Annotated in this window: 11 protein-coding genes; 9 read left to right on the top strand and 2 right to left on the bottom strand. The window is 49.6% G+C overall.

Annotation, left to right across the window (positions count from 1 at the left end):
* The first annotated feature begins 91 nt into the window (after nucleotides 1-91).
* Nucleotides 92-2,227 carry a carboxy terminal-processing peptidase gene (locus FW415_RS21650; protein ID WP_246858827.1) on the top strand — a complete coding sequence of 712 codons (2,136 nt, stop codon included), beginning with the start codon at nucleotides 92-94 and terminating at the stop codon, nucleotides 2,225-2,227.
* A gap of 45 nt (nucleotides 2,228-2,272) precedes the next feature.
* On the opposite strand, the gene FW415_RS21645 is transcribed toward FW415_RS21650, so the two are convergent.
* Together FW415_RS21645 and FW415_RS21640 are read right to left on the bottom strand one after the other, a co-directional pair.
* On the bottom strand, nucleotides 2,273-3,229 hold the full coding sequence (locus FW415_RS21645; protein ID WP_148389180.1) for a hydrogen peroxide-inducible genes activator: 957 nt from the start codon (nucleotides 3,227-3,229) through the stop codon (nucleotides 2,273-2,275).
* Between the two features lie 100 nt (nucleotides 3,230-3,329).
* Nucleotides 3,330-4,550 carry a hypothetical protein gene (locus FW415_RS21640; RefSeq protein ID WP_148389178.1) on the bottom strand — a complete coding sequence of 407 codons (1,221 nt, stop codon included), beginning with the start codon at nucleotides 4,548-4,550 and terminating at the stop codon, nucleotides 3,330-3,332.
* 167 nt (nucleotides 4,551-4,717) lie between these two features.
* Between FW415_RS21640 and FW415_RS21635 the strand changes: the two genes are divergently transcribed.
* From FW415_RS21635 to FW415_RS21600, 8 genes are all read left to right on the top strand, one after another.
* On the top strand, nucleotides 4,718-5,455 hold the full coding sequence (locus FW415_RS21635; RefSeq protein ID WP_148389176.1) for a glycosyltransferase family 2 protein: 738 nt from the start codon (nucleotides 4,718-4,720) through the stop codon (nucleotides 5,453-5,455).
* A gap of 35 nt (nucleotides 5,456-5,490) precedes the next feature.
* A complete protein-coding gene (locus FW415_RS21630) occupies nucleotides 5,491-6,282 on the top strand; it encodes an O-methyltransferase (protein ID WP_246858826.1) in 792 nt (263 codons plus the stop codon).
* A 316-nt stretch (nucleotides 6,283-6,598) separates the two neighbouring features.
* Nucleotides 6,599-8,824 carry a hypothetical protein gene (locus FW415_RS21625; protein WP_148389172.1) on the top strand — a complete coding sequence of 742 codons (2,226 nt, stop codon included), beginning with the start codon at nucleotides 6,599-6,601 and terminating at the stop codon, nucleotides 8,822-8,824.
* A gap of 40 nt (nucleotides 8,825-8,864) precedes the next feature.
* Nucleotides 8,865-9,923, top strand: a complete 1,059-nt coding sequence (locus FW415_RS21620) for a hypothetical protein (protein ID WP_148389170.1) — start codon at nucleotides 8,865-8,867, stop codon at nucleotides 9,921-9,923.
* Nucleotides 9,924-9,957: 34 nt separating this feature from the next.
* Complete coding sequence (locus tag FW415_RS21615) at nucleotides 9,958-15,582, top strand: PA14 domain-containing protein (RefSeq protein ID WP_148389168.1); 5,625 nt, start codon at nucleotides 9,958-9,960, stop codon at nucleotides 15,580-15,582.
* Nucleotides 15,583-15,599: 17 nt separating this feature from the next.
* Nucleotides 15,600-16,079, top strand: coding sequence for a hypothetical protein (locus tag FW415_RS21610; RefSeq protein ID WP_148389166.1), 480 nt, complete (start codon nucleotides 15,600-15,602; stop codon nucleotides 16,077-16,079).
* Nucleotides 16,080-16,167: 88 nt separating this feature from the next.
* Entirely contained in the window at nucleotides 16,168-19,611 is a 3,444-nt protein-coding gene (locus FW415_RS21605; protein WP_168208938.1) for a hypothetical protein, read from the top strand.
* Between the two features lie 7 nt (nucleotides 19,612-19,618).
* The gene (locus FW415_RS21600; RefSeq protein WP_148389162.1) at nucleotides 19,619-20,374 is read left to right on the top strand and encodes a hypothetical protein; all 756 of its coding nucleotides are present in this window, start codon (nucleotides 19,619-19,621) and stop codon (nucleotides 20,372-20,374) included.
* The last annotated feature ends 6 nt before the right edge of the window (nucleotides 20,375-20,380 follow it).

Raw genomic sequence — 20,380 nt, 5'->3', positions numbered from 1 at the left:
AAACACCTTATGTATCCGTTACAGGTAAGGGGAATAGGGTTATATTTGAATAGCGGGAATCCCGCCATTGATCATTGTAATTGAATCGGCTATGAAGATGAAATTGAAAGTATTGATACCGGTATTGCTGATCAGCATATCGGCCGGCATATTTGCTTTTGCCAGAATCGGGGGAAAAGATACGCCCCCCGGCAGGTACGAGGCGATCATCACCCTGATCGGCCAGATATTGAAAGAAGGCCATTATCAGCCTAAACCCATTGATGATGCTTTTTCCAAACAGGTATTCGCAAAATATCTCCGCAACCTGGACGGAGAAAAGAAATTTTTCCTGAAAAGCGACCTGGATGCGCTGAAACCACTGGAAACACACGTGGATGACGAACTGAACGGGGCTCCGCTGGAAGTGTTCGCCAAAACCAATGAGCTCATCAAGAAAAGAGTAGCGGAAGCGGCGACGATCTATCCCGCCATTCTCGCCAAACCCTTCGACTTTTCCAAAGATGAAAAGATACTGATGGACCCCGAGGAAACCGACTGGCCGGCGGATGCCGCCGCCCGGGAGGAAGCCTGGCGCAAATCGCTGAAATACCGCACGCTCGAAAAGTATTCAGAACTGATCGATACGCGGGACAAGGAGAAAACAAAGCAAACGGACGCCGAACTGGAAGCAGAGGCCCGCGGGAAAGTGAAGAAGGTGTACGACCGGTATTTCGACCGGCTGAAGAACCGCATGAAGGACGATGAACGTTTTGCCATGTACGTTAACGCCATCACCACCACCATGGACCCGCATACCGATTATATGCCGCCGCTGGAGAAACGCTCCTTCAACGAGCAGATGTCCGGCAAATTCTATGGCATCGGCGCGCAGCTCCGTGAAGAGGACGGCCGCATCAAGATCGTCAGCATCGTTACCGGTTCCCCCAGCTGGAAACAGGGGCAGCTGAAAGCAGATGATGTGATCCTGAAAGTGGGCCAGGGCGATAAGGAACCGGTAGATATCGGCGGTTATGCCGTAGATGAAGCCGTAACCCTGATCCGTGGCAACAAAGGCACCGAAGTGCGGCTGACCGTGAAGAGCGTGGACGGCACCACCAAAGTAGTGAGCCTGGTACGTGATGAGATCAAACTGGACGATACTTTCGCCAAATCCGCCATCATCAACGGAGAACATAAGATCGGGTATATTTATCTGCCGGAGTTCTATGCGGACTTTAACGACCGCCAGGGCGCGTTTTCTTATGACGACGTAGCCGAGGAGATCAAAAAGCTGAAAGCTGAAAAGGTAGACGGCATTATCCTGGACCTCCGCTTCAATGGCGGCGGCTCCCTGCCGGATGTGATCAAGATGGCCGGCCTGTTCGTGCCCGAAGGCACCATGGTGCAGGTACGTTCCCGCGGCGGTGAAACACAGCAGCAGAAAGACCGGGATAAAAGCGTACAGTATGAAGGGCCGCTGGCCGTTATGGTGAACGAGTTCAGCGCCTCCGCCTCCGAGATCCTGGCGGCAGCCATGCAGGACTACAAGCGCGCCGTGATCATCGGCAGCCCCTCCACCTTCGGTAAAGGTACCGTGCAACGCCTGCTCGAACTGGATAACTTTGTTCGTACGGACCTCGGCGGCTCACTGGGCGCCATCAAGCTCACCGTACAGAAGTTCTACCGTGCAGACGGCGGCTCCACCCAGCTGAAAGGCGTGATCCCCGATGTGATCCTGCCATCCGCCTACTACGAAGTAGGAGAAAAGAAAGATAAAAATGCCCTGCAATGGGATGAGATACCGAAGGCGGACTACAGCACCTGGCGCGATCCGGTGGATGTTGCCCCCCTCAAAGCCAACAGCGCAAAACGGGTGGCCAACAATGAAGCCTTCCAGATCATTAACGAGAATATCGCCACGCTCAAGAAGCTGGACGAGCAGAAAAACTACCCGCTGAGCCTTTCCGCCTATAAAGCGGATGAAAAGAAGAACACCGCTGCCCTGAAGAAATATGATGCGGTGAACGACAAGGTGAAGCCGCTGAACATTACCAGCCTGGGCGTAGATCTGGCAAAGATCAAGGATGATACGGTGAAGATGGCGCGTAACCGCGACTGGCTGAAGTTCCGTACCCGGGACGCTTACCTGACGGAAGCGGTGAACGTGATGGAGGATCTTATCATGCAGAGCTATCCGAAGCTGAAGAATAATTTTACCGAAGCGAAGACCAAAGAGCCCAAGTAGCCTGCTCATCATCATATTTCAAAAAAGGGTAAAGCGGAAAATGCTTTACCCTTTTTTATTGTCTATCGTGATATCGATCACTTTCTTCGATTTCTTCATCCGCATCTTTTCCGGAACGCTGGCCAGTATTTCTTTCTTGAATGCCTCGATTACCGCCTGTTTAATGAAGTTGCGGTGCGTGACCAGGCTGATCTCCCTCACCGGTTCAGGGGCTTTGAAAAAGCGTACCATGTTCATCTGGCGGGCAGAGAGGTCCTGCAGCGACAGCTCGGGGAGGATGGTATATCCTTCGTTCAGCTCCACCATGCGTTTGAGGGTTTCCACGCTGCCGGTATTGTATTCCAGGTTCCTGAACTCGCCCATGCTGAACTTGTCCCGGCAGATATTCAACACCTGGTTGCGCATGCAATGGCCTTCATTCAGCACCCAGATATCTTTGGTATCCAGGTCTTCCGGTACCAGTATCTTTTTGCCGGAGAGTTTGTTGCTTTTGGCCGTGAACACCACAAAGGTCTCATAAAAGAGGGGGTGCTCCTCCAGGTGCTGATTATGGAGCGGTGTGGCCAGCAGGCCGCAGTCCAGCTGCTCCTGTTTCAATAGCTGGATGATCTGTTCCGTGGAGTACTCCCAGACCTCCAGCTTCACTTTGGGATATTTTTTCATGAAGGCCGTGAGCACCCGGGGCAGGAGGTAGGGGGCCAGCGTGGGGATGATGCCCACTTTGAGGGTGCCCTGCACCTCTTTTTTCTGATCTGCGATGATCTCCCGGATGCGGGCATTTTCCTTCAGGATCACGCGGGCCTGGGAAATCACGGCAATGCCAATTTCCGTAGGCACCACCGGTAACTTGCTGCGGTCAAATATTTTCACGCCCAGCTCGTCTTCCAGCTTCTGGATCTGCATGCTGAGCGTAGGCTGTGTCACAAAACACTTATCGGCTGCCGTTACAAAGCTGCGATGGGTATCCACCGCAACCACATATTCCAATTGTACCGTTGTCATAACCGGCAAAATTAGCGATTAAATGCTTGTGCTTTGAAAAGAAAAAGCGCATGATGATGCGGGTACATGATCATGCGCTTTTATGTAGATGGATGCAAGATTAGAATATCCTGTAGCGGTATTTCACTTTTTCCACGTTCAGCAACAGTTCCCGCATATTGATGGAAGCCTGTATCTCCTGCACGGCTTCATTCTTCAGGTTGCGGAATTCCGCCTGTTTGCTTTCCACCACCCCTTTTTCCGCCAGGCCGTTATCCTGCGCCAGCCTCAGGGAGTGATTCACCTTGTTGTAATAGGAGTCCAGCAGGCTGAAATATTCATTGTAAAGGTTCTCGAAGCGCTTGGTCTGCAGCACCAGGTCTTCCAGCTGGTTATTGGCCTCTTTCAGGTTGGCGTTCTCCTGCAGCAGCTTTTCGTAGTCGATCTTTTTGCCTTTGGTGTATTTTTCCTCCATTTTGGCGAAGAACTCCACCACTCTTTCCTTTTTGAAGTCGATGAAATAGTCGTTCAGCGACTCTGCGATGGTTTTGTTCCCGCGGGCCGGCAGCGGCATTTTAAGCACATTGGCCGTGAAAGCCAGGTGGTCGTACATGTTATCCTGCAGGAGGGAAAGCTGGTCTTTATTGAAATTCAGCCCGAACTCGAACTTCTGGTTCGCATCGTTCAGGGCAGTGTAATAAATCACATATTTATTCAACTCTTTTTCAAACTGTTGCAGCAGCTTGTGGTTGATGGCTTTATTGCTCTGGCTGACGCTGTGCAGGAAGTTCATCACGGAGCTGGCGATGGCCAGCGGTGGCGTGAGGGAGGTGAAACTTTTGAAAATGGGGCTGTTGATGATGGATTTGGTGGATTCCACCAGTTTGGTGTTCCGCTCATTCTTGTCCCCTTTCCCTTTCAGGATGATCGTTTCCACCAGTTCCACCACGCGGTCGCTCAGCGAGAAGCCGAGCTCCTTGCTTTCCGGGTTGTTGAGGGAGGTGATGAACACGTCCAGGTTACTGGTGGTGGTCCGGGATTTCAGGTCAATGATCTTCTTATTGAGCAGATAGTAGGTGTCGGATGCATAGATCAGGTTGTTCTTGATCAATTCATACTTGGTACTATTGTCTATTTCTCTGCCACGGGTCAATTCGCCGATAATCTGAGAATTCTGCTTATCGCTCTCCTGAACCTTTTCCAGCTCTTCCATGATCTTTTTTATCGTGGTGTCTGCGGTTTGGACCTGGGGAGGTTTGAGCTCCGGGTCCTGCCCATAGGTATGCAACGTCACAAATCCTGTCAGCAGCAATGGCATCATCCATCTGGTTAGCTTCAGCATGCTTAATTGTCCTTTTTATGTTAAGAAAATCTAAAAGAAAATATAATGCCAAATATTCCTGAGTGCAAAGATAATAATTAATTCTACTGCATAAAACTAAGAATTGTAAAAGGCTGCTTACGTATTAGGACTTTTTATACCTTTGCAGCCTAAAGCACCCTCGATTCATGCTGAATAATAAAAAGGTAGTGGTGGTACTACCCGCCTACAATGCTGCATTAACACTTGAAAAGACCTTCCTGGAAATCCCTGTGGACATTGTGGACGAAGTGGTGCTGGTAGACGATGCCAGCAAGGACGATACCGTTGAAGTCGGCAAAAAGCTCGGCATCCGGCATATTATCCGGCACGATGCCAACAAGGGCTATGGCGGCAACCAGAAATCCTGTTACAACAAAGCCCTGGAGCTTGGGGCCGATATCGTGATCATGGTACACCCGGATTACCAATATACGCCGAAGCTCATCCTGGCCATGAGCAGCATTATCGCCAATGATGTATATCCCGCCGTTTTCGGCTCCCGCATTTTGGGAAAAGGCGCCCTGAAAGGAGGGATGCCTATGTATAAATACATTTTCAACCGCTTCCTGACGCTGACGCAGAACATCCTCATCGGCCAGAAGCTGAGCGAATACCATACCGGGTACCGGGCATTTTCCGCCGAGATCCTCCGGAACATCAACTATATGGCCAACAGCGACGATTTTATTTTCGACAATGAGATGGTCTCCCAAGTGTTCATGAAAGGATACGATATTGCGGAAGTGACCTGCCCCACCAAATATTTCGAAGAAGCCTCCAGCATCAACTTCAAACGGAGCAGCATATACGGACTTGGCGTACTGCGGGTATCCCTGCAGCACCGGTTGCATAAATGGGGGCTGATCAAGGCGAAAATCTATTGATCCGCTTTGGATTTGATGAAAGAAAAGTACCGATCGTGAGTTTACAGCACCAGGCCGCATTAGCGAAAAAGTATCTCCATTATTATTTCAAGGCAGGCAACCGCCATGATGTACATTCCCCCTTTGTGTACGCGCTGGTAGACGAGGTGCTGAACGATAAAGCCTTCAAACCCGCCTATGCCCCCATGGAAGCGCTGCGCAAACAGTTGCTGCAAAGCAGCGAGGTCATTGCCGTGACCGATCTGGGCGCCGGATCGCTGATGGGCGCCACCAATACCCGCCGCATAAAAGACATTGTAAAGCATGCCGCTAAACCCCCGAAATTCGGGCAACTGTTTTACCGGCTGGTGCAATACTTTCAGGCCCGCACGGTGCTGGAGCTGGGTACCTCCATGGGCCTCTCCACCGCCTACATGGCGTCCGCAGGCGCTACGGTGCATACCATTGAGGGTTGTCCAAATATCGCCGCAAAAGCAGGGGAGAGCTTTGCCGCCCTGGGGTTGCAGAACATCCGCCAGTATGTAGGGAATTTCGATACCGTGCTGCCGTCCGTGCTGTCTGAAATGCCCGCGCCGGATATCGTGTATATCGACGGGAATCATCGCGAAGAGCCTACCGTGCGGTATTACCTGGAATGTTTGCAGAAAGTGAAACCATCTGCCTTGCTGATATTCGATGATGTGCATTGGACGGAGGGGATGGAACGGGCCTGGGAGGTGGTGAAGGAGCATCCGGCAACGACTTTGTCCATTGACCTGTTTTTTATCGGGTTGGTGTTTTTGCGGGAGGAGTTTAAGGTGCGGCAGGAGTTTGTGTTGCGGTTTTAGGGTGGGATGTGCAGAATAGAAAATATTTTAAATCAATAAATTGATTTAAATATATATATTTGTCCGGTAAGATCCATCAGTGTTATCCCCTGATGGGATTTTTCAAGTTTTAGAAAGGACAGCCAATAATTTTGTTACCTGTGAGTGTTTGAGAACCTGGAATCCTTCTATTGTATTTTATTACCCTGTACATGAACGATCATTAAACTTGAGGACCCGTATATTCCTTATACCCGTGTTGTTATTCCTTGCATGCAAAGGATTCGGGCAATCTTTGCTTAGTGACGGCAGCCGTGGATATTATAATAAGCAGCATATGCCGGATACGCTTTCAAAAGACGGTTTGTTATTGACGGACAGCACATTTTACCTGGTACATACGGGGACGTGTAAATCGTTGGTGCTTGTGCCTGCTTACCTGTATAGTGTAAGGGAAAGTACGGTGACGGGCGTACGTATCCGGGAAAACCGGCAGTATGCTGCATTGCCGGCCGCTTCGCGTAAGCCGTTGCTGACCGTTCACGGGAATGTGATGTATGATTTTTATTATCAGTCCAATGCGGATACCCCTTTTGTGGAAAAAGACATTCATCAGCATACGCTGCAGACCACGCTGGACATCATGGTGAAAGAGCAATATCCCCTACACCTGACATTCAGTACCAGCAAAAGCAATGCTGTGCTGCTGCGGAATATCACCGGGCTTAACCTTCAATATTCCGCCAGGGATTTTAAACATACCCTGTTGAATAAAGCAGAAGCCTGGGACGCCGGCAAGCTCAGGCAATGGAAGGAGCTTGAAACGTTGAAGGCGCAGCTGGATAACAAGTGGGATTCGTTGAACCGGTTGAAAGAACGGCTTTCTACACCATTGCAGATACAACGGCTGGTGGAAGCCCGGGAACGGGAGTTATACGGCGTTGTAAAGGAAGTTGTGCCGGATTTTTCAACGAAAATGCCTTTGCCGTTGAAGGGAAAAGGAAAGATGAGGGCGAAAAAGAACAAAGCTGATAGCAGTTTTCAGCAGGTCAGCCGGGAATACGAATTACAAAAGCAGAGACTGGATTCTCTGCGGGAGGAGGTTTCCGCACTGGAGCGCCGCTACCGGCAACGAATGAAAGACTATGATTTGAAGAAGGGAAACCTGGTGGATGTGCTGCTGCGCAAGTCATCAGCAAAAGCGTTGCGGGAACAACTGGAGTCCATGAATCTGCCTGATACGGTACTGCCAAAAGGGTATAAAACATTGCTGGCATTGAGATCGGCTGGTATTGGAAGAACAATGGTGGATTATTCCGAGTTGACGGCAAAGAACATCAGCATCATCGGAGCGCAGGCGGAACTTAATCCTTCCTGGTATTTCGCTTTTGCGAGCGGGGCAGTGGATTACCGCTTCAGGGATTTTGTTGTCAACCGGAGCGGTATGCGGCAATATCTCAATATTGTTCGTGCAGGCACTGGCATGCGTGAGGGCAACAATGTTATCCTCTCATTTTATACCGGTAAAAAACAGGCTTATAATTTCAATACTACGGTTCCCGGCAGCCCGGAAGTTTCGGTGCCGGACAACAGGATCATGGGTGTGTCGCTCGAAGGCCGGTGGCAGGTGGACCAGAATAATTATATCGTAGCGGAGGTGGCCAAATCGTCATTGCCACTGCACGTCCGGGAAATGAAAGAAGGGATGGCCGGCAGCATGTTCCGGTTCGATGATCATTCAAATGAAGCATATGCTGTAACGGCGCAATCATTTTTTCCTGCTTCCAAAACGAGGATCAGCGGGATGTATAAGCTCATGGGCGCGAATTTTCAATCCTTCAGCTTATATCCTTCCGGTTCCCGGCAGGCGGGATGGATGGTGAAAGTAGACCAGCCTTTTTTCAGGCAGCAGCTGACCATTTCCGGTTCCATGAGGAAAAATGCCTTTACCAGCATTTTTGAAAACGCCAGTTACATGAGCAACACCGTTTTTAAAAGCATACAGGCTACGTTCAGAAAGCGGCGCTGGCCGGTGGTAACGGTAGGGTATTATCCGAGCTCACAGCTGATGAAGCTGGGTGAGGACAAATTTATGGAGAACATGTTCTACACGCTGGCAGGTACGGTCAGTCATTTCTACCAGTACAGGAAAACGAGCATGAACACCATGTTCTCCGGCACACGATTTTACAACCGGCAGGCAGACAGCAATTTTGTGTATTTCAACAGTACGAATTTATTGCTGAACCAATCGGTCTTCCTTGGTAGATTGACCGTGAACGGTGGTCTCTCTTCAGCCACCAACCAGGATTATGCATTATATGGTGCGGACGGGAGTGCGCAGTACCGGGTAAAAACCTGGCTGGAGCTTGGCGGTGGCTTGAAATATAACTATCAGACCATTTACGATATGCGGCAGCTTGGGTATGCCGCGAACGTCAGGGTGGAAATCCCTAAACTCGGGGAGATCAGGCTGATGGCGGATAAAAGTTTTATTCCAGGTGTTGAAAGACAATTGGTGCCCAACAAAACGGGGCGCGTAACCTATACCAGAATATTTTAAACAGGAAAGGATGAGAATATCCCTATGGCTAATCCTATTGATGCTGTCATTCCGTGCAGGCGCACAGGTAAGCATGACGGCGCTGGTGCCCCCGGCAGGCGTTATTCAGAAAGCGCAACTGTGGAATATCCTGCTGGTGTCCGCAGGTGACGGGCCGGTAAAGGTCAGGGTTGCACTGCGCCTCATGGATGCAAAAACGAATGAGCCGATACTGACCGGGATCACCCGTGTGATCTTGTTGCAGAAAGGCGCGAAGCAATTGCAGGCGGATGATGTGATGCCGGTACAATACGAATATCTGTCCCCCGCGGTAGACCGAAGTGTGAACGGCCTTCTGTTTGCAGGGAACTATCTGGCCTGTTACACGGTGGTGATAGATGACGATAAAACCGGCGCAGGCCAGCGGGAGGATTGCATTCCTTTTACCATCGAGCCGGTAAGCCCTCCCTTGTTAAACCAGCCTGCTCAGGGCAGCGTGCTGGAATCCCGCCTGCCGCAGTTCACCTGGCTGCCGCCGGCGCCGCTCAACCTTTTCAATGATCTGAACTATGAGCTGACCGTTACGGAAGTTCGCAAGAACCAGTCCCCGGAAGAAGCCGTTCAGCAAAACATCCCGGTATTCCGGGCAACGAGGCTGAAGGAAATGTTCATCAACTATCCTTCTTCCGCCGTTGCGCTGGATACGGGGAAGCTGTATGCCTGGTCAGTCTCGGCCCGCAATGGATCGCTGTTTGCTGCCCAAACTGAAGTATGGACGTTCCGTGTTCAGTCACCCTCAAAGCTGGTAAAACCGCAAGGCAGCGCTTATGTACAGCTTAGAAAAGAACTGGATGGGACGGTTATACATGGCCATCGGCTGCAGCTTGGATATACGAATGAAACAGGCGACAGCAGTGTGCGGTACGAGGTAGTGGCGCTGGAGGAGCAGAATCGTGTAGTGCAGGATGGGGTGCTGCATTTGAAACGCGGGAGTAACCTGCTGGATGTGGCGCTGGAGAGAAAGAAGGGCTTGTCGGCCGGAAAGAGTTATTTGTTCCGGTTGAAGAACTCGCGCCTGGAATACTGGCAGATCAAATTTATTTATACAAGGGAAGATTAATCGTCCCGAAACCTTATACCTAAAAAACGCTGAAATGATATTGGCTTTTGCTGCAAGAGGAAAGAAGACGGTTGCGTGCATAATGCTGGCACTAATGTACACCGAAATGGTGGTGCCTGCATTTGCCATGGATACTGCAAGGAACGGAAATTACCATTTTAACCGCCCGGTATCCCCCAAGCCCTATCTCCCTGCTCTGCCTGCGAAAAAACGAGCGCTTCTGCCCACGGAGAAGACGGTACATCCGCCATTGGAAGAAAATGAAGGGGATATTGGCGGGCCTACTCAACCGGAGAGCGAAGCGTTTCACTCCGCAAATGCGGATAATATGGTAGACCTTTTTACTGGAAATTTTTCCTATACCATTCCGTTGCTGGATGTTGGTGGGTATCCGCTGGCCATTGGTTACAGCAGCGGTATTGATATGGATCAGCAGGCCAGCTGGGTAGGGCTTGGGTGGAATATCAATCCCGGTACCATTACGAGGAATGTGAGAGGGATACCGGATGATTTCAACGGAACGGATTCGATCCTGAAAACGACGTGGGTGAAGGAAAACAAGACCATCGGGGTGAGCGGTGGTGCGGATATCGAAATAGTCGGTGCACCGGTCAACTTTGGCGGCAGCCACAGTATTTTTCACAATAGTTATCGTGGATGGGGATTGGAGAAGAATGTCAATGCAAGTATCAATGTTGCCAACTCATCCGCCGGTTCCCTGGGGGCCGGGCTGGCTATCACAAATAATTCCCAGGAAGGGCTTACGCTTTCGCCCAGCTTGTCGTATTCCCTTTCAACAAAAAAAGCCAGGGATGAGGGAGGCATGGGAGGCAGCTTGTCGGTAGGATTGCCTTACAATTCCCGTTCGGGGATGAAGGCGTTGCAATATTCCGCAGGGATCACCTGGTACAAGCGGAATGAAAAGCAGCTGGCACAGACCGCCCAGGCTATAGCCGCTTTACAGGAAAAGAATGAAGGTGTTCCTTCATGGATCGGGCAGACGGGGGCAAACAGTGTTTTTTCCAGCGGTATTTCATTCGCATATCCATCGTTTACTCCCGCCATCAGCATTCCCTATACCAGCGTAATGACCTCCATTACCGTGAAGATGGGCTGGGAGACCAAGGTGGTGCATCCGAATCTTTTTATCAGCGGGTATGTCTCAAAACAGGGAATTGCGGATGAAGATACCACTATGATTATGCCCGCCTTTGGCTATCTCAACTTCCAGAACGGCAGGCGTAACACCGGTGCGTTGCTGGATTACAACCGGGAAAAAGAAATACCCTATCGGGAAACCCCTGCTGTTCCCACTATTGCCCTCCCTGGTTACACCTACGATGTATTCACGATGTCCGGCGAGGGAACGGGCGGTACTTTTCGCGCGTACAGGAGCGATATCGGATATGTTCATGATCATAGCATGCGCACGAGAGATGCCTCGTCCAGCTACGGCGTAAATATGGGCTTCGGTGATATCGTTCATGCCGGCGCCGATGTTTCCTTTACAAGGGCGTACACGCAGAACGGGCCCTGGGTGCAGGCCAATCCACTGGCATCCATTGTTGCTTTCACTGATCATGATAAAGATTATGAAGCTGTTTACTTCAGAAATCCTGGTGAAAAGACGGTCAATACAAATGAATTTTACGACGCGATAGGTGGCGATGACGTCGTAAGAGCAAAATTGTTCCAGAATGGCAGGAATTCTCCGAATATTTCGACCACAGGCTATCTGACCCGCTATCGCAGTGGAAAAGCTATAGGGGACATACAGCTTAGCCGGGCTAATGCCGTGAAAAAAACGAGAGATAAGCGCACACAGACAATCTCCTACCTCAATGCGGAAGAAACCGCCAATGCGGGTTTCTCAAGGTATATCGAGAATTATAGTCTGAACAGGATTGCCGTTCAGGATTGCAATACAGGCCCACAGGATGAACTGAGCCAGGATGGTACAGGTTTTAAAGGCGAGTATTTTTACAGGACCGACCGTAACAATAGGGTGAAAGCGTATGAAAAGAACGATCCCCTGATCGCCTTTATGGACAATGCATCCATTGTCGCCAATCCGCCGCCCGGTGTTTCTCCGCTGGGAAATCAATACAGCGTCCGCTGGACAGGAAGGATCAAAGCGCCCGTAACAGGCGTGTATAATATTACCACGGATTCCGATGATGGAGTGGTGCTTTGCGTGAATGATACCTGTATTATCGATGACTGGAAAGACCACCCGCCAAAAATCAATTACGCGACATTGAACCTGGAAGCTGGTGAAGTGTACAATATAAAGCTGGATTACTTTAACGGGGTTGAGGGTGCAAAGATGGTCATGGAATGGAAATGCGGGGATGTGACCGTTGGTACAAAAGATATGTACTGGCCGGATACGACGGATTCATTTGAGGCAGTACCAGGTGTGCTGACCAGGGAGGAACGGGTCAACAGCTTTCGTAAAGCCAATCATATTTCCCAGATCGATGTGCTGAATAATGACGGCAAACGGTATATATATGGATTGCCGGCCTATAACCTGAAACAGAAAGAAGTTACCTTTTCGGTGAAGAACAGCAACGGCAATGCACAGGAGGGAACGGTGTCTTATGATCATGGTGCAGATAACAGCACCCGCAACATCAATGGGAATGACCACTACTATACTGGTGAGGAAACGCCGCCGTATGCGCATGCCTACCTGCTGACCGCGCTCGTTTCCCCGGATTATGTTGATCTGACAGGTAATGGCATTTCCGATGATGACCCGGGAAATGCTATCCGTTTCAATTATACCAAAACAGCCGGACTTGCTAATCCCTATAGATGGCGCACCCCTTATGCGCAAGCGAGTTACAATGAAGGTCTGAAAACTGATACGAGGGACGATAAAGGCAGTTATCTATATGGCGAGAAGGAGTTGTGGTATCTCAATTCGATTGAGTCCAAGAACATGATCGCTGTATTTACGTTAGAGGATCGCAGTGATATGGCTTCCATTAACGAAAACGGAACAATAGACGCAAATAACAACTCTGCAAAGCGACTGAAAGAGATCAACCTGTACACAAAAGCAGATTTTCTCAAACGCAATACGGCGGCCAGACCGGTAAAAACGGTTCATTTTGAGTACAACTATGAACTTTGTAAAGGGGTGAACCCTGCAAAACCAGACACCGGAAAGCTCACGTTAAAGAGGATCTGGTTTTCCTATAACGGGAACAAGAAGGGCAGCAAGAATGCATATGTGTTTAACTATAACAGCAAAAATCCGGATTATAATCCGAGGTCTTCTGACAGGTGGGGGACTTATAAGAACCCGCTGGACAATCCCGGCTCCTCATCCAATGATCTGATCACTAATGCGGAATTCCCATACGCTTTGCAGGATAGCGCCATGGCAGCGCAAAATGCGCCGGCCTGGGCCCTGGATTCCATTGTGCTGCCTTCCGGCGGGCGTATGAAAGTGACCTATGAAAGCGATGACTATGCCTACGTCCAAAATCGCCGCGCGGCCCAGATGTTCAGGATCGCCGGGTTTTCGGCGGATGTTCCTTCCGGTGCCGGCAGCCTGAGCAACAGGCTGTATGGCAGTAAAGATCATCTATACGTGGGCATACATGTACCTTACCCCGTTACTTCCAGGGAAGAAGTATATCATATGTACCTGGAGAATATGGATACGCTCTATTTCCGTATGCATGTAAAAATGCCGGATGACAAATGGGGAAAGGGATATGAGTTTGTTTCCGGTTATGCCAGGGCCGATAAGTCGGATTACGGTTTTATTAATGGAGGTAATACCATATGGTTAAAACTGGGCGCGATAGACAGGCGTGGCCTTGAAGGTGGAACATTAAGCCCGCTGGCAAAGACGGCTATTGAATTCCTCCGGCTTAACCTGCCGTCCAAAGCATATCCCGGTTCCGATGTTGGAGACAACCTGGATATGGCGGATGGCGTAAAAGTACTTTTCTCACTGGCGGATAACATCACGAACCTTCTGCGCTCTTACGATGCTACTGCGAGAAGCAATGGCTGGGCCAGGGAAACAGACCTTGCCCGTTCATACATTCGTCTGAACAATCCTGTTTTTAAAAAGTATGGCGGTGGTCACCGGGTGAAACGGATCGTGATATACGATCATTGGAATGCAATGACGGGAAAGAAGGAGTCTATGTACGGATCGGAATACACTTATACGACTGTGAAGAATATCCACGGGGAGGATAAGGTGATCAGTAGCGGTGTGGCAATTTATGAGCCTATGCTCGGGGGGGAGGAAAATCCGTTCCGCCAGCCGATAGAGTATAATGAGCAGGTAGCTCCGCTGGCGCCGACAAACCTGGGATATGTGGAAAAACCCCTCGGTGAATCCCTGTTCCCCGCACCAGCGGTTGGATATAGCTGCGTCCGGAAGCGGGCTATAAAAACAAAGCACACACGCTCAGCCAACGGATACGAGGAAACGACCTTCTATACTGCTTATGATTTCCCGATTATCGTGGAGCATTCCCTGCTCGATCCTGAGAGTAAGCTGAAATATAAGCCTATACTCGGAGATGTATTTAGAGTTGCGGCGGCATATCATATCGCGCTTAGCCAGGGTTTTAAAATAGAGTTGAATGATATGCATGGAAAAGTGAGGACGCATGCCATATATGCTGAATCAAACCCCGTTGACCCGATTTCCTATACTGAGAATTTCTATCACGTCGATGATATACATACGCCATTCAAGCATCTGAACAACAGGATGCTTACGATGCATCCTGACGGCAGGATCGACACTGCATCAACAATTGGTAAGGATATAGAATTGATGATGGATATGCGGGAGCAGCAGTTTCTGAGCAATGGAACGATCATCAATGCCAATGCGGATGTGTTTTCGTTCGGTCTTCCTCCGGTGTTGGGTGCATTCTCATTCCTGACTTATCCCCAGCGGCAGGACAATCTCTATCGCTCCGTTGCTGCCACCAAAGTGATTAACAGGCAGGGTATCCTGGACAGTGTTGTAGTGGTAGAGAAAGGCAGCAGGGTTGTGACGCATAATATGCTGTTTGACGCGGAAACGGGCGATGTATTGCTGACTGCAACACAAAATGAGCATGGCGACACGCTTTACCAGTTTTCCTATCCTGCCGGCTGGGTTTATGATGGCATGAGCGGGGCTTACAGGAACATTGGGGCGGTATTGGATCATATTGATATTAAAGAAGGAAAGATCACCGCCGGACTGGCTCCGGAGGAGGTGAACAATCTTTTTTCTTCCGGAGACGAAATACTGGTCCGGTCAAGGAATAAAGTAGACGGAGTAGACTGTGAGCCTGTACTGGCCAGTTTCCGGAGTTATGGTAAAATATGGGCGGTGGATGCCAATGCGCTTAGCGGAGGTGATCCGGCCATTTATTTCCTGGACCAGTCCGGTGTGCCTTTTACCGGAAATGATATGGAGATGAAGATCGTCCGTTCCGGCAGGAAGAATATCAGTGCCAGCGCTGGCGGCGTAACAATGCTGAGGAATCCCCTGCGGGCTGTGGATGGGATATACCAGCTGGTAATAAATGCAGATTCCCGGATCATCGATGCTTCGATGGTTGAATACAAACAGAACTGGCAGATAGAGGATAGTAAAAAGTCCAAAATAATCTGTGCTTACTAATGAAAAAAAGACATGTTATGTATATAAAACGATTATTGGTGTTATGCGTATTGTTTATCGCCGGAGGAGTAAATGAATTGTCTGCGCAATCCGGCGCCGTACCGGACAGTCTGCAGGGAGAGTGGGAGATAGAGAAGGCTGTAGTGAAAGTGTATGCACAGCGCGGAGGACAATTGTTATCGGAAAAGACCCTGACGGAACCAGCGCAGATCATGCGGATACAGCCAATGATCCTGCAGCGGATGGTCTTCAACGGGAGTCAGTATGTGTGGCAGTATTCGACATACATGGAAACAGGCAGTTATTCTTTTGGGTCCGGTGAGTTGCAGTTGCAAAGCAGCGGGGAAGATCTGCCACCGGTAAAATTTCGCTGCTTCTTTACAGGCGTTGACACGTTTTGCCTGACCTTGCCGAACTCGTATTATAAAGACACAGAACGGAATTTGCCGGTGAAGCAATCTGTCGTGTGTTACTTCCGCAAGAAAAACCAGCCTTAACCGTACACTATTCACGATAGCAATGAAAAGATTTACTTCCAACATAAAGAAGTTACTCCTGCCTCAGCTCATGCTGTGCATGCTGTTAATGACCGCTCTGAAATCCCGTGCACAATGCGAATGGGATATCTCCACGGTCATAGACAGTTCCAGGTGTGCTGCCAGTGGGACCATAACCGTTTCCCTGACCGGTGCTGATGCAGGCGCTGTTACTAATCTGTTGTTTAGTCTTGAGCCACTGACATCCGGCGGGTACGGGATTTCCCCGGGAACATCCCCGGAATTGGAAAATATACCGGCTGGCAGCTATAGGGTAGTGGTATCCGGTGTTTGTAACGGCGATGCTGTTTCCAGAACAAAAGATGTAGTGGTGCCCGGCAATTACGTGCAGTTTGCAGCCTTTGTATCACCCATACGGAGTACTTTGTACATGTGCAATACGGGGCGGATGGGAGTGACGTTGCAGAGTGGAAAGGCGCCTTATCAGATCAATATAACCGCAGCCCCCGCAGCATATACCGGGCCATTGTCTTTTACTACCTCCGCCGCCGGCTATACGGTAGACAGCCTGGTGGAAGGAGACTATACATTTTCCATTTCGGATGCCTGTAATGCTATTGCTTCACAGCAAACCGTGTCAATGGGCTCACTTCCTGCGCCAACGGCTTCATCGTTCGTTCTGCCGGTATTATCGCCCATGGCCGGTACATGCAATACCTATGTCATCGGATCGCTCAGGATTAATACCTCTTCGGTTTTTGGTCCTTATTTTGGCTATGCTTCTCCCTTTCACTGGAGTGTGTCCTTTGACGGAGGGCCAATGTCACCCTATATGCCTATGGACCCGGAGGTAAGAGATACGCTGGTACTGCCTGGTGGCTGGACGGTTAAGGATGCCTATAATAAATATGTGACCTTCCATGTACTTTTTGCATGCGGTCAGGTATATGATTTTCCTGTGTTATTGACTGCACCGTACCCGCAACTTAATACGACAGCGAACTGTGCAATCGACTTTAACGGATCTATTGTTCCCGGAAGCAATAACAACTATTGCCTGCCGGCATATGCCACTATGCGGAATACAAGCACCAACCAGCTATGGCATGATACGATAACGAGTTACGGCACCTTCAATAATTTTCAGAATCTTCCTTTTGGTACATATACCTACAGTATTACAACCGGCGATGGCTATTATGTGGAACGCACCTGGCCTGTACTGGCTCCACCGGCGAATCCCTACTCTGCGCAGCTGTTTGCGAACGGGGCCACAGGTAATGACGGTACAACAGGGATCCGGCTCATTAAATCTTCCGGAGCATTTACCCCTGGTACCGAAATTGAGCTGGTCAGCCCGGGTATCTACGATTATTCCTATACCATCCCTGGTGGTTACTCCAGCATTTCGTTCTCAATAGGCGCCTCTCAGTCACCTTACCCGAATGTTTACTTCCGTCCGGGGGAATACCTGTTCCGGATAACGGACGAATGCGGTGTATATGATTTGCCGCTCATTGTTGAGGAGCGGGATGTATATCGCTACAATTTTACCTATACACAACAGCAAAGCTGCGAGGGCCTGAAAGTTGTTCCGGACGGCACAGCGATGTACAACGATGCAAGCCGGCCTGCATATTTCCGGATATTATCAGGGCCTCAGGGGCAACAGGGTTTTGATCCGGCCATCGTACCTAACCAGGGAATACTGACTTTGCCGGTCCCCGGTACTTATAAGATCGCCATGTCCGCAAGCCCGGCGTCTGTTAACGAGTATTCTCCGGAGGTAGCTAATGGCAACGGGGCAAATGTAAAAAGCATCACTTATGTGCATCATCCGCTGGCGGTAGATGTGAACAGGACGATCGGTTGGATCTGTCCCGGCGGTGCCAGCAATTCGGGAAGTATTGCCGCTTATGCTATAAACGGAAGTACGGAGGCTACAGGCAATTACACATACAAGCTAGCCGCTGAGGGTAATGGTGCAACAGGTCCGTATCTGGCTACTAATACTACAGGCAAGTTCAGTACCGCTACTTCAAGTGGGGCATATACGCTTATGGTGAATCAGAACTATGATATACGTGTGGAGGATGAATGTGGTGCAGCCGTTGTACAAACGGTTAAGGTCATTGACTTCGCCACGGCCCAGGTAGCCTCTGCCGATAAACCGATGCATTGCGTCGGTGATATTGTCCGGTTCAAAGTCATTAACCTGCCCACAACAGCGATCACCTACAGCTGGACCGGGCCTAATGGTTTTACAAGCGCTTTGCAGAACCCGGTCATTGCAGGGATGACAGCTGCTCATGCAGGAACCTATCATGTAGAGATCAGTGCGGATATCTGTGAGAATTCAATCCATGATGAGGTGACTATTGGTCTGGCGCCATACATAGAAACTTGTTACAGCGCAGTTACGGATACTAGCGTAAATCCCTACACATACGGACTGTTGGGTAACTGGCGGCCATTCCGCTCCTATGCTTACTACGGTGCGCGCAAAGAATCAGACCCGGCCGCGCAAACTAACATACGCAAGGATGGCACCTTTAACGATTTTATGGCTTTCTGGGAGCTGCAACAGGGTAAATGGAAAGCCCGGCAGGACACTACACGTTGGGTATGGAATGCGGAATCCACATTATTCAACAGCAAAGGCTTTGAGCTGGAAAATAAAGATCCCCTTGGCCGGTATAATGCTGCCATTTATGGTTACGACAATGCTTTCCCGGTAGCGGTAGTGCAAAATGCCCGCTATCAGGAGACGGCATATGATGGATTTGAGGATTATGGATTTGCCGTCAATGCTTGCGACACCAGCTGCCCGGCTGACCGCAGGGTTGATTTTTCTCCTTACGCGAATTATATCGATAGCGCGGAACATCATAGCGGCAGATATAGCTTGCGGGTACAGCCCGGGGATACCGTGGGCATCGTCTGCAATGTGGCCGATACAGCCATGATATTAACGGCTCCTGCTTTCAATACGGGTGCCAATGCCTGCAGTCCTGTTCCGGTACTGAAAAGCGTCCGGGCGAATAAAGGTGTGCTGTTGCCCGGGTTTACCCCCCTGTCCGGCAGAAAAGTGGTTTTTAGTGCATGGGTAAAAGAAGACCGGGATTGCAATTGTACCTCCTATAGCAGCAACAGAATAGATATCGTGGTAATGAGCCCTTCCGGTAATACTACGATCACTGTTATGCCTGAAGGTAGTATTATAGAAGGATGGCAGCGCTATGAGCAGGTAATAGAACTGCCTGCCGGAACTACAGCACTATCAATGGTGATGCTGGCTACCGGTGCTGCGAACGTCTATTTCGATGATATCCGCTTTCATCCGTATCACGCTAATATGAAATCATTTGTTTACGATCCGGTTACCCTCAGATTGATGGCGGAACTGGATGAACATAACTATGCTACTTTCTTTGAGTACGATGACGATGGTACGCTCACGCGTGTGAAGAAGGAAACGGAAAGAGGTGTCAAAACACTTAAGGAAACCAGAAGCGCTTTAATTAAAGAATAACTTGTACATGAATATACAACGGGTATTTATCGTTTTGTCTGTCACGTTGCTGGCCTGGTGTAACGCCTCGGTAGCGCAGGCAACTATTGATACAGGCAAATTTTTCATGGAAATCGGCCGGCTGCAGCAGGTGATGCAATCGGTCCCGGTGTCGTTTGACATCAGATATACCTATACCAGTGAAAAAGATCCTGATATGATACTGGATTCATTAAAAGGGAGCGTTCAGCTGTCCGGCCCAAACACCTGGTATAAAGTGGCCCATATGGAATCTGTATCCAACGACCGGTATAATATTATCCTGTTCAGAGAGGACAAGCTGATGTATCTCTCGCGGCCTTCGAAGATTCGTAAAGATGACCCATTACAGCAGATCCGGTCTATACTCGCAGGGTCTGGTGTGGAGAGTTGCAGTATAGTGGAAGAGGGTGATACCCGGACAATCAGGATAGATTTTAAGGAAGGCGGAGCCTGCCGCGAGATGAGCATGTACGTCAGCCGGAAAACAGGGTATATGAGCGGAGTGACCTATGTTCTGAAGGCAGCTTTGCTGCCTGGGCAAGGATTGTCATCAGATAAAGACGCGCAGGCGTATTATGGTGAATATGCGGTGGTGAAAATGGAGCTTTCCGGCTATAAAAAACTGGAAGCTGGCGGGGCGCGGTTTGATGAACATAATTTTTTCCACCGGGAGGGGGACGAATTCACACCTGCTCCGGAGTATGCAGACTATACAATATTTAAAGGATCGCCTAACCTATAGGAATAT

This window comes from Chitinophaga sp. XS-30, assembly GCF_008086345.1.
Taxonomy (GTDB): Bacteria; Bacteroidota; Bacteroidia; order Chitinophagales; family Chitinophagaceae; genus Chitinophaga.
This window is presented reverse-complemented; position numbering and strand designations above follow the sequence as displayed.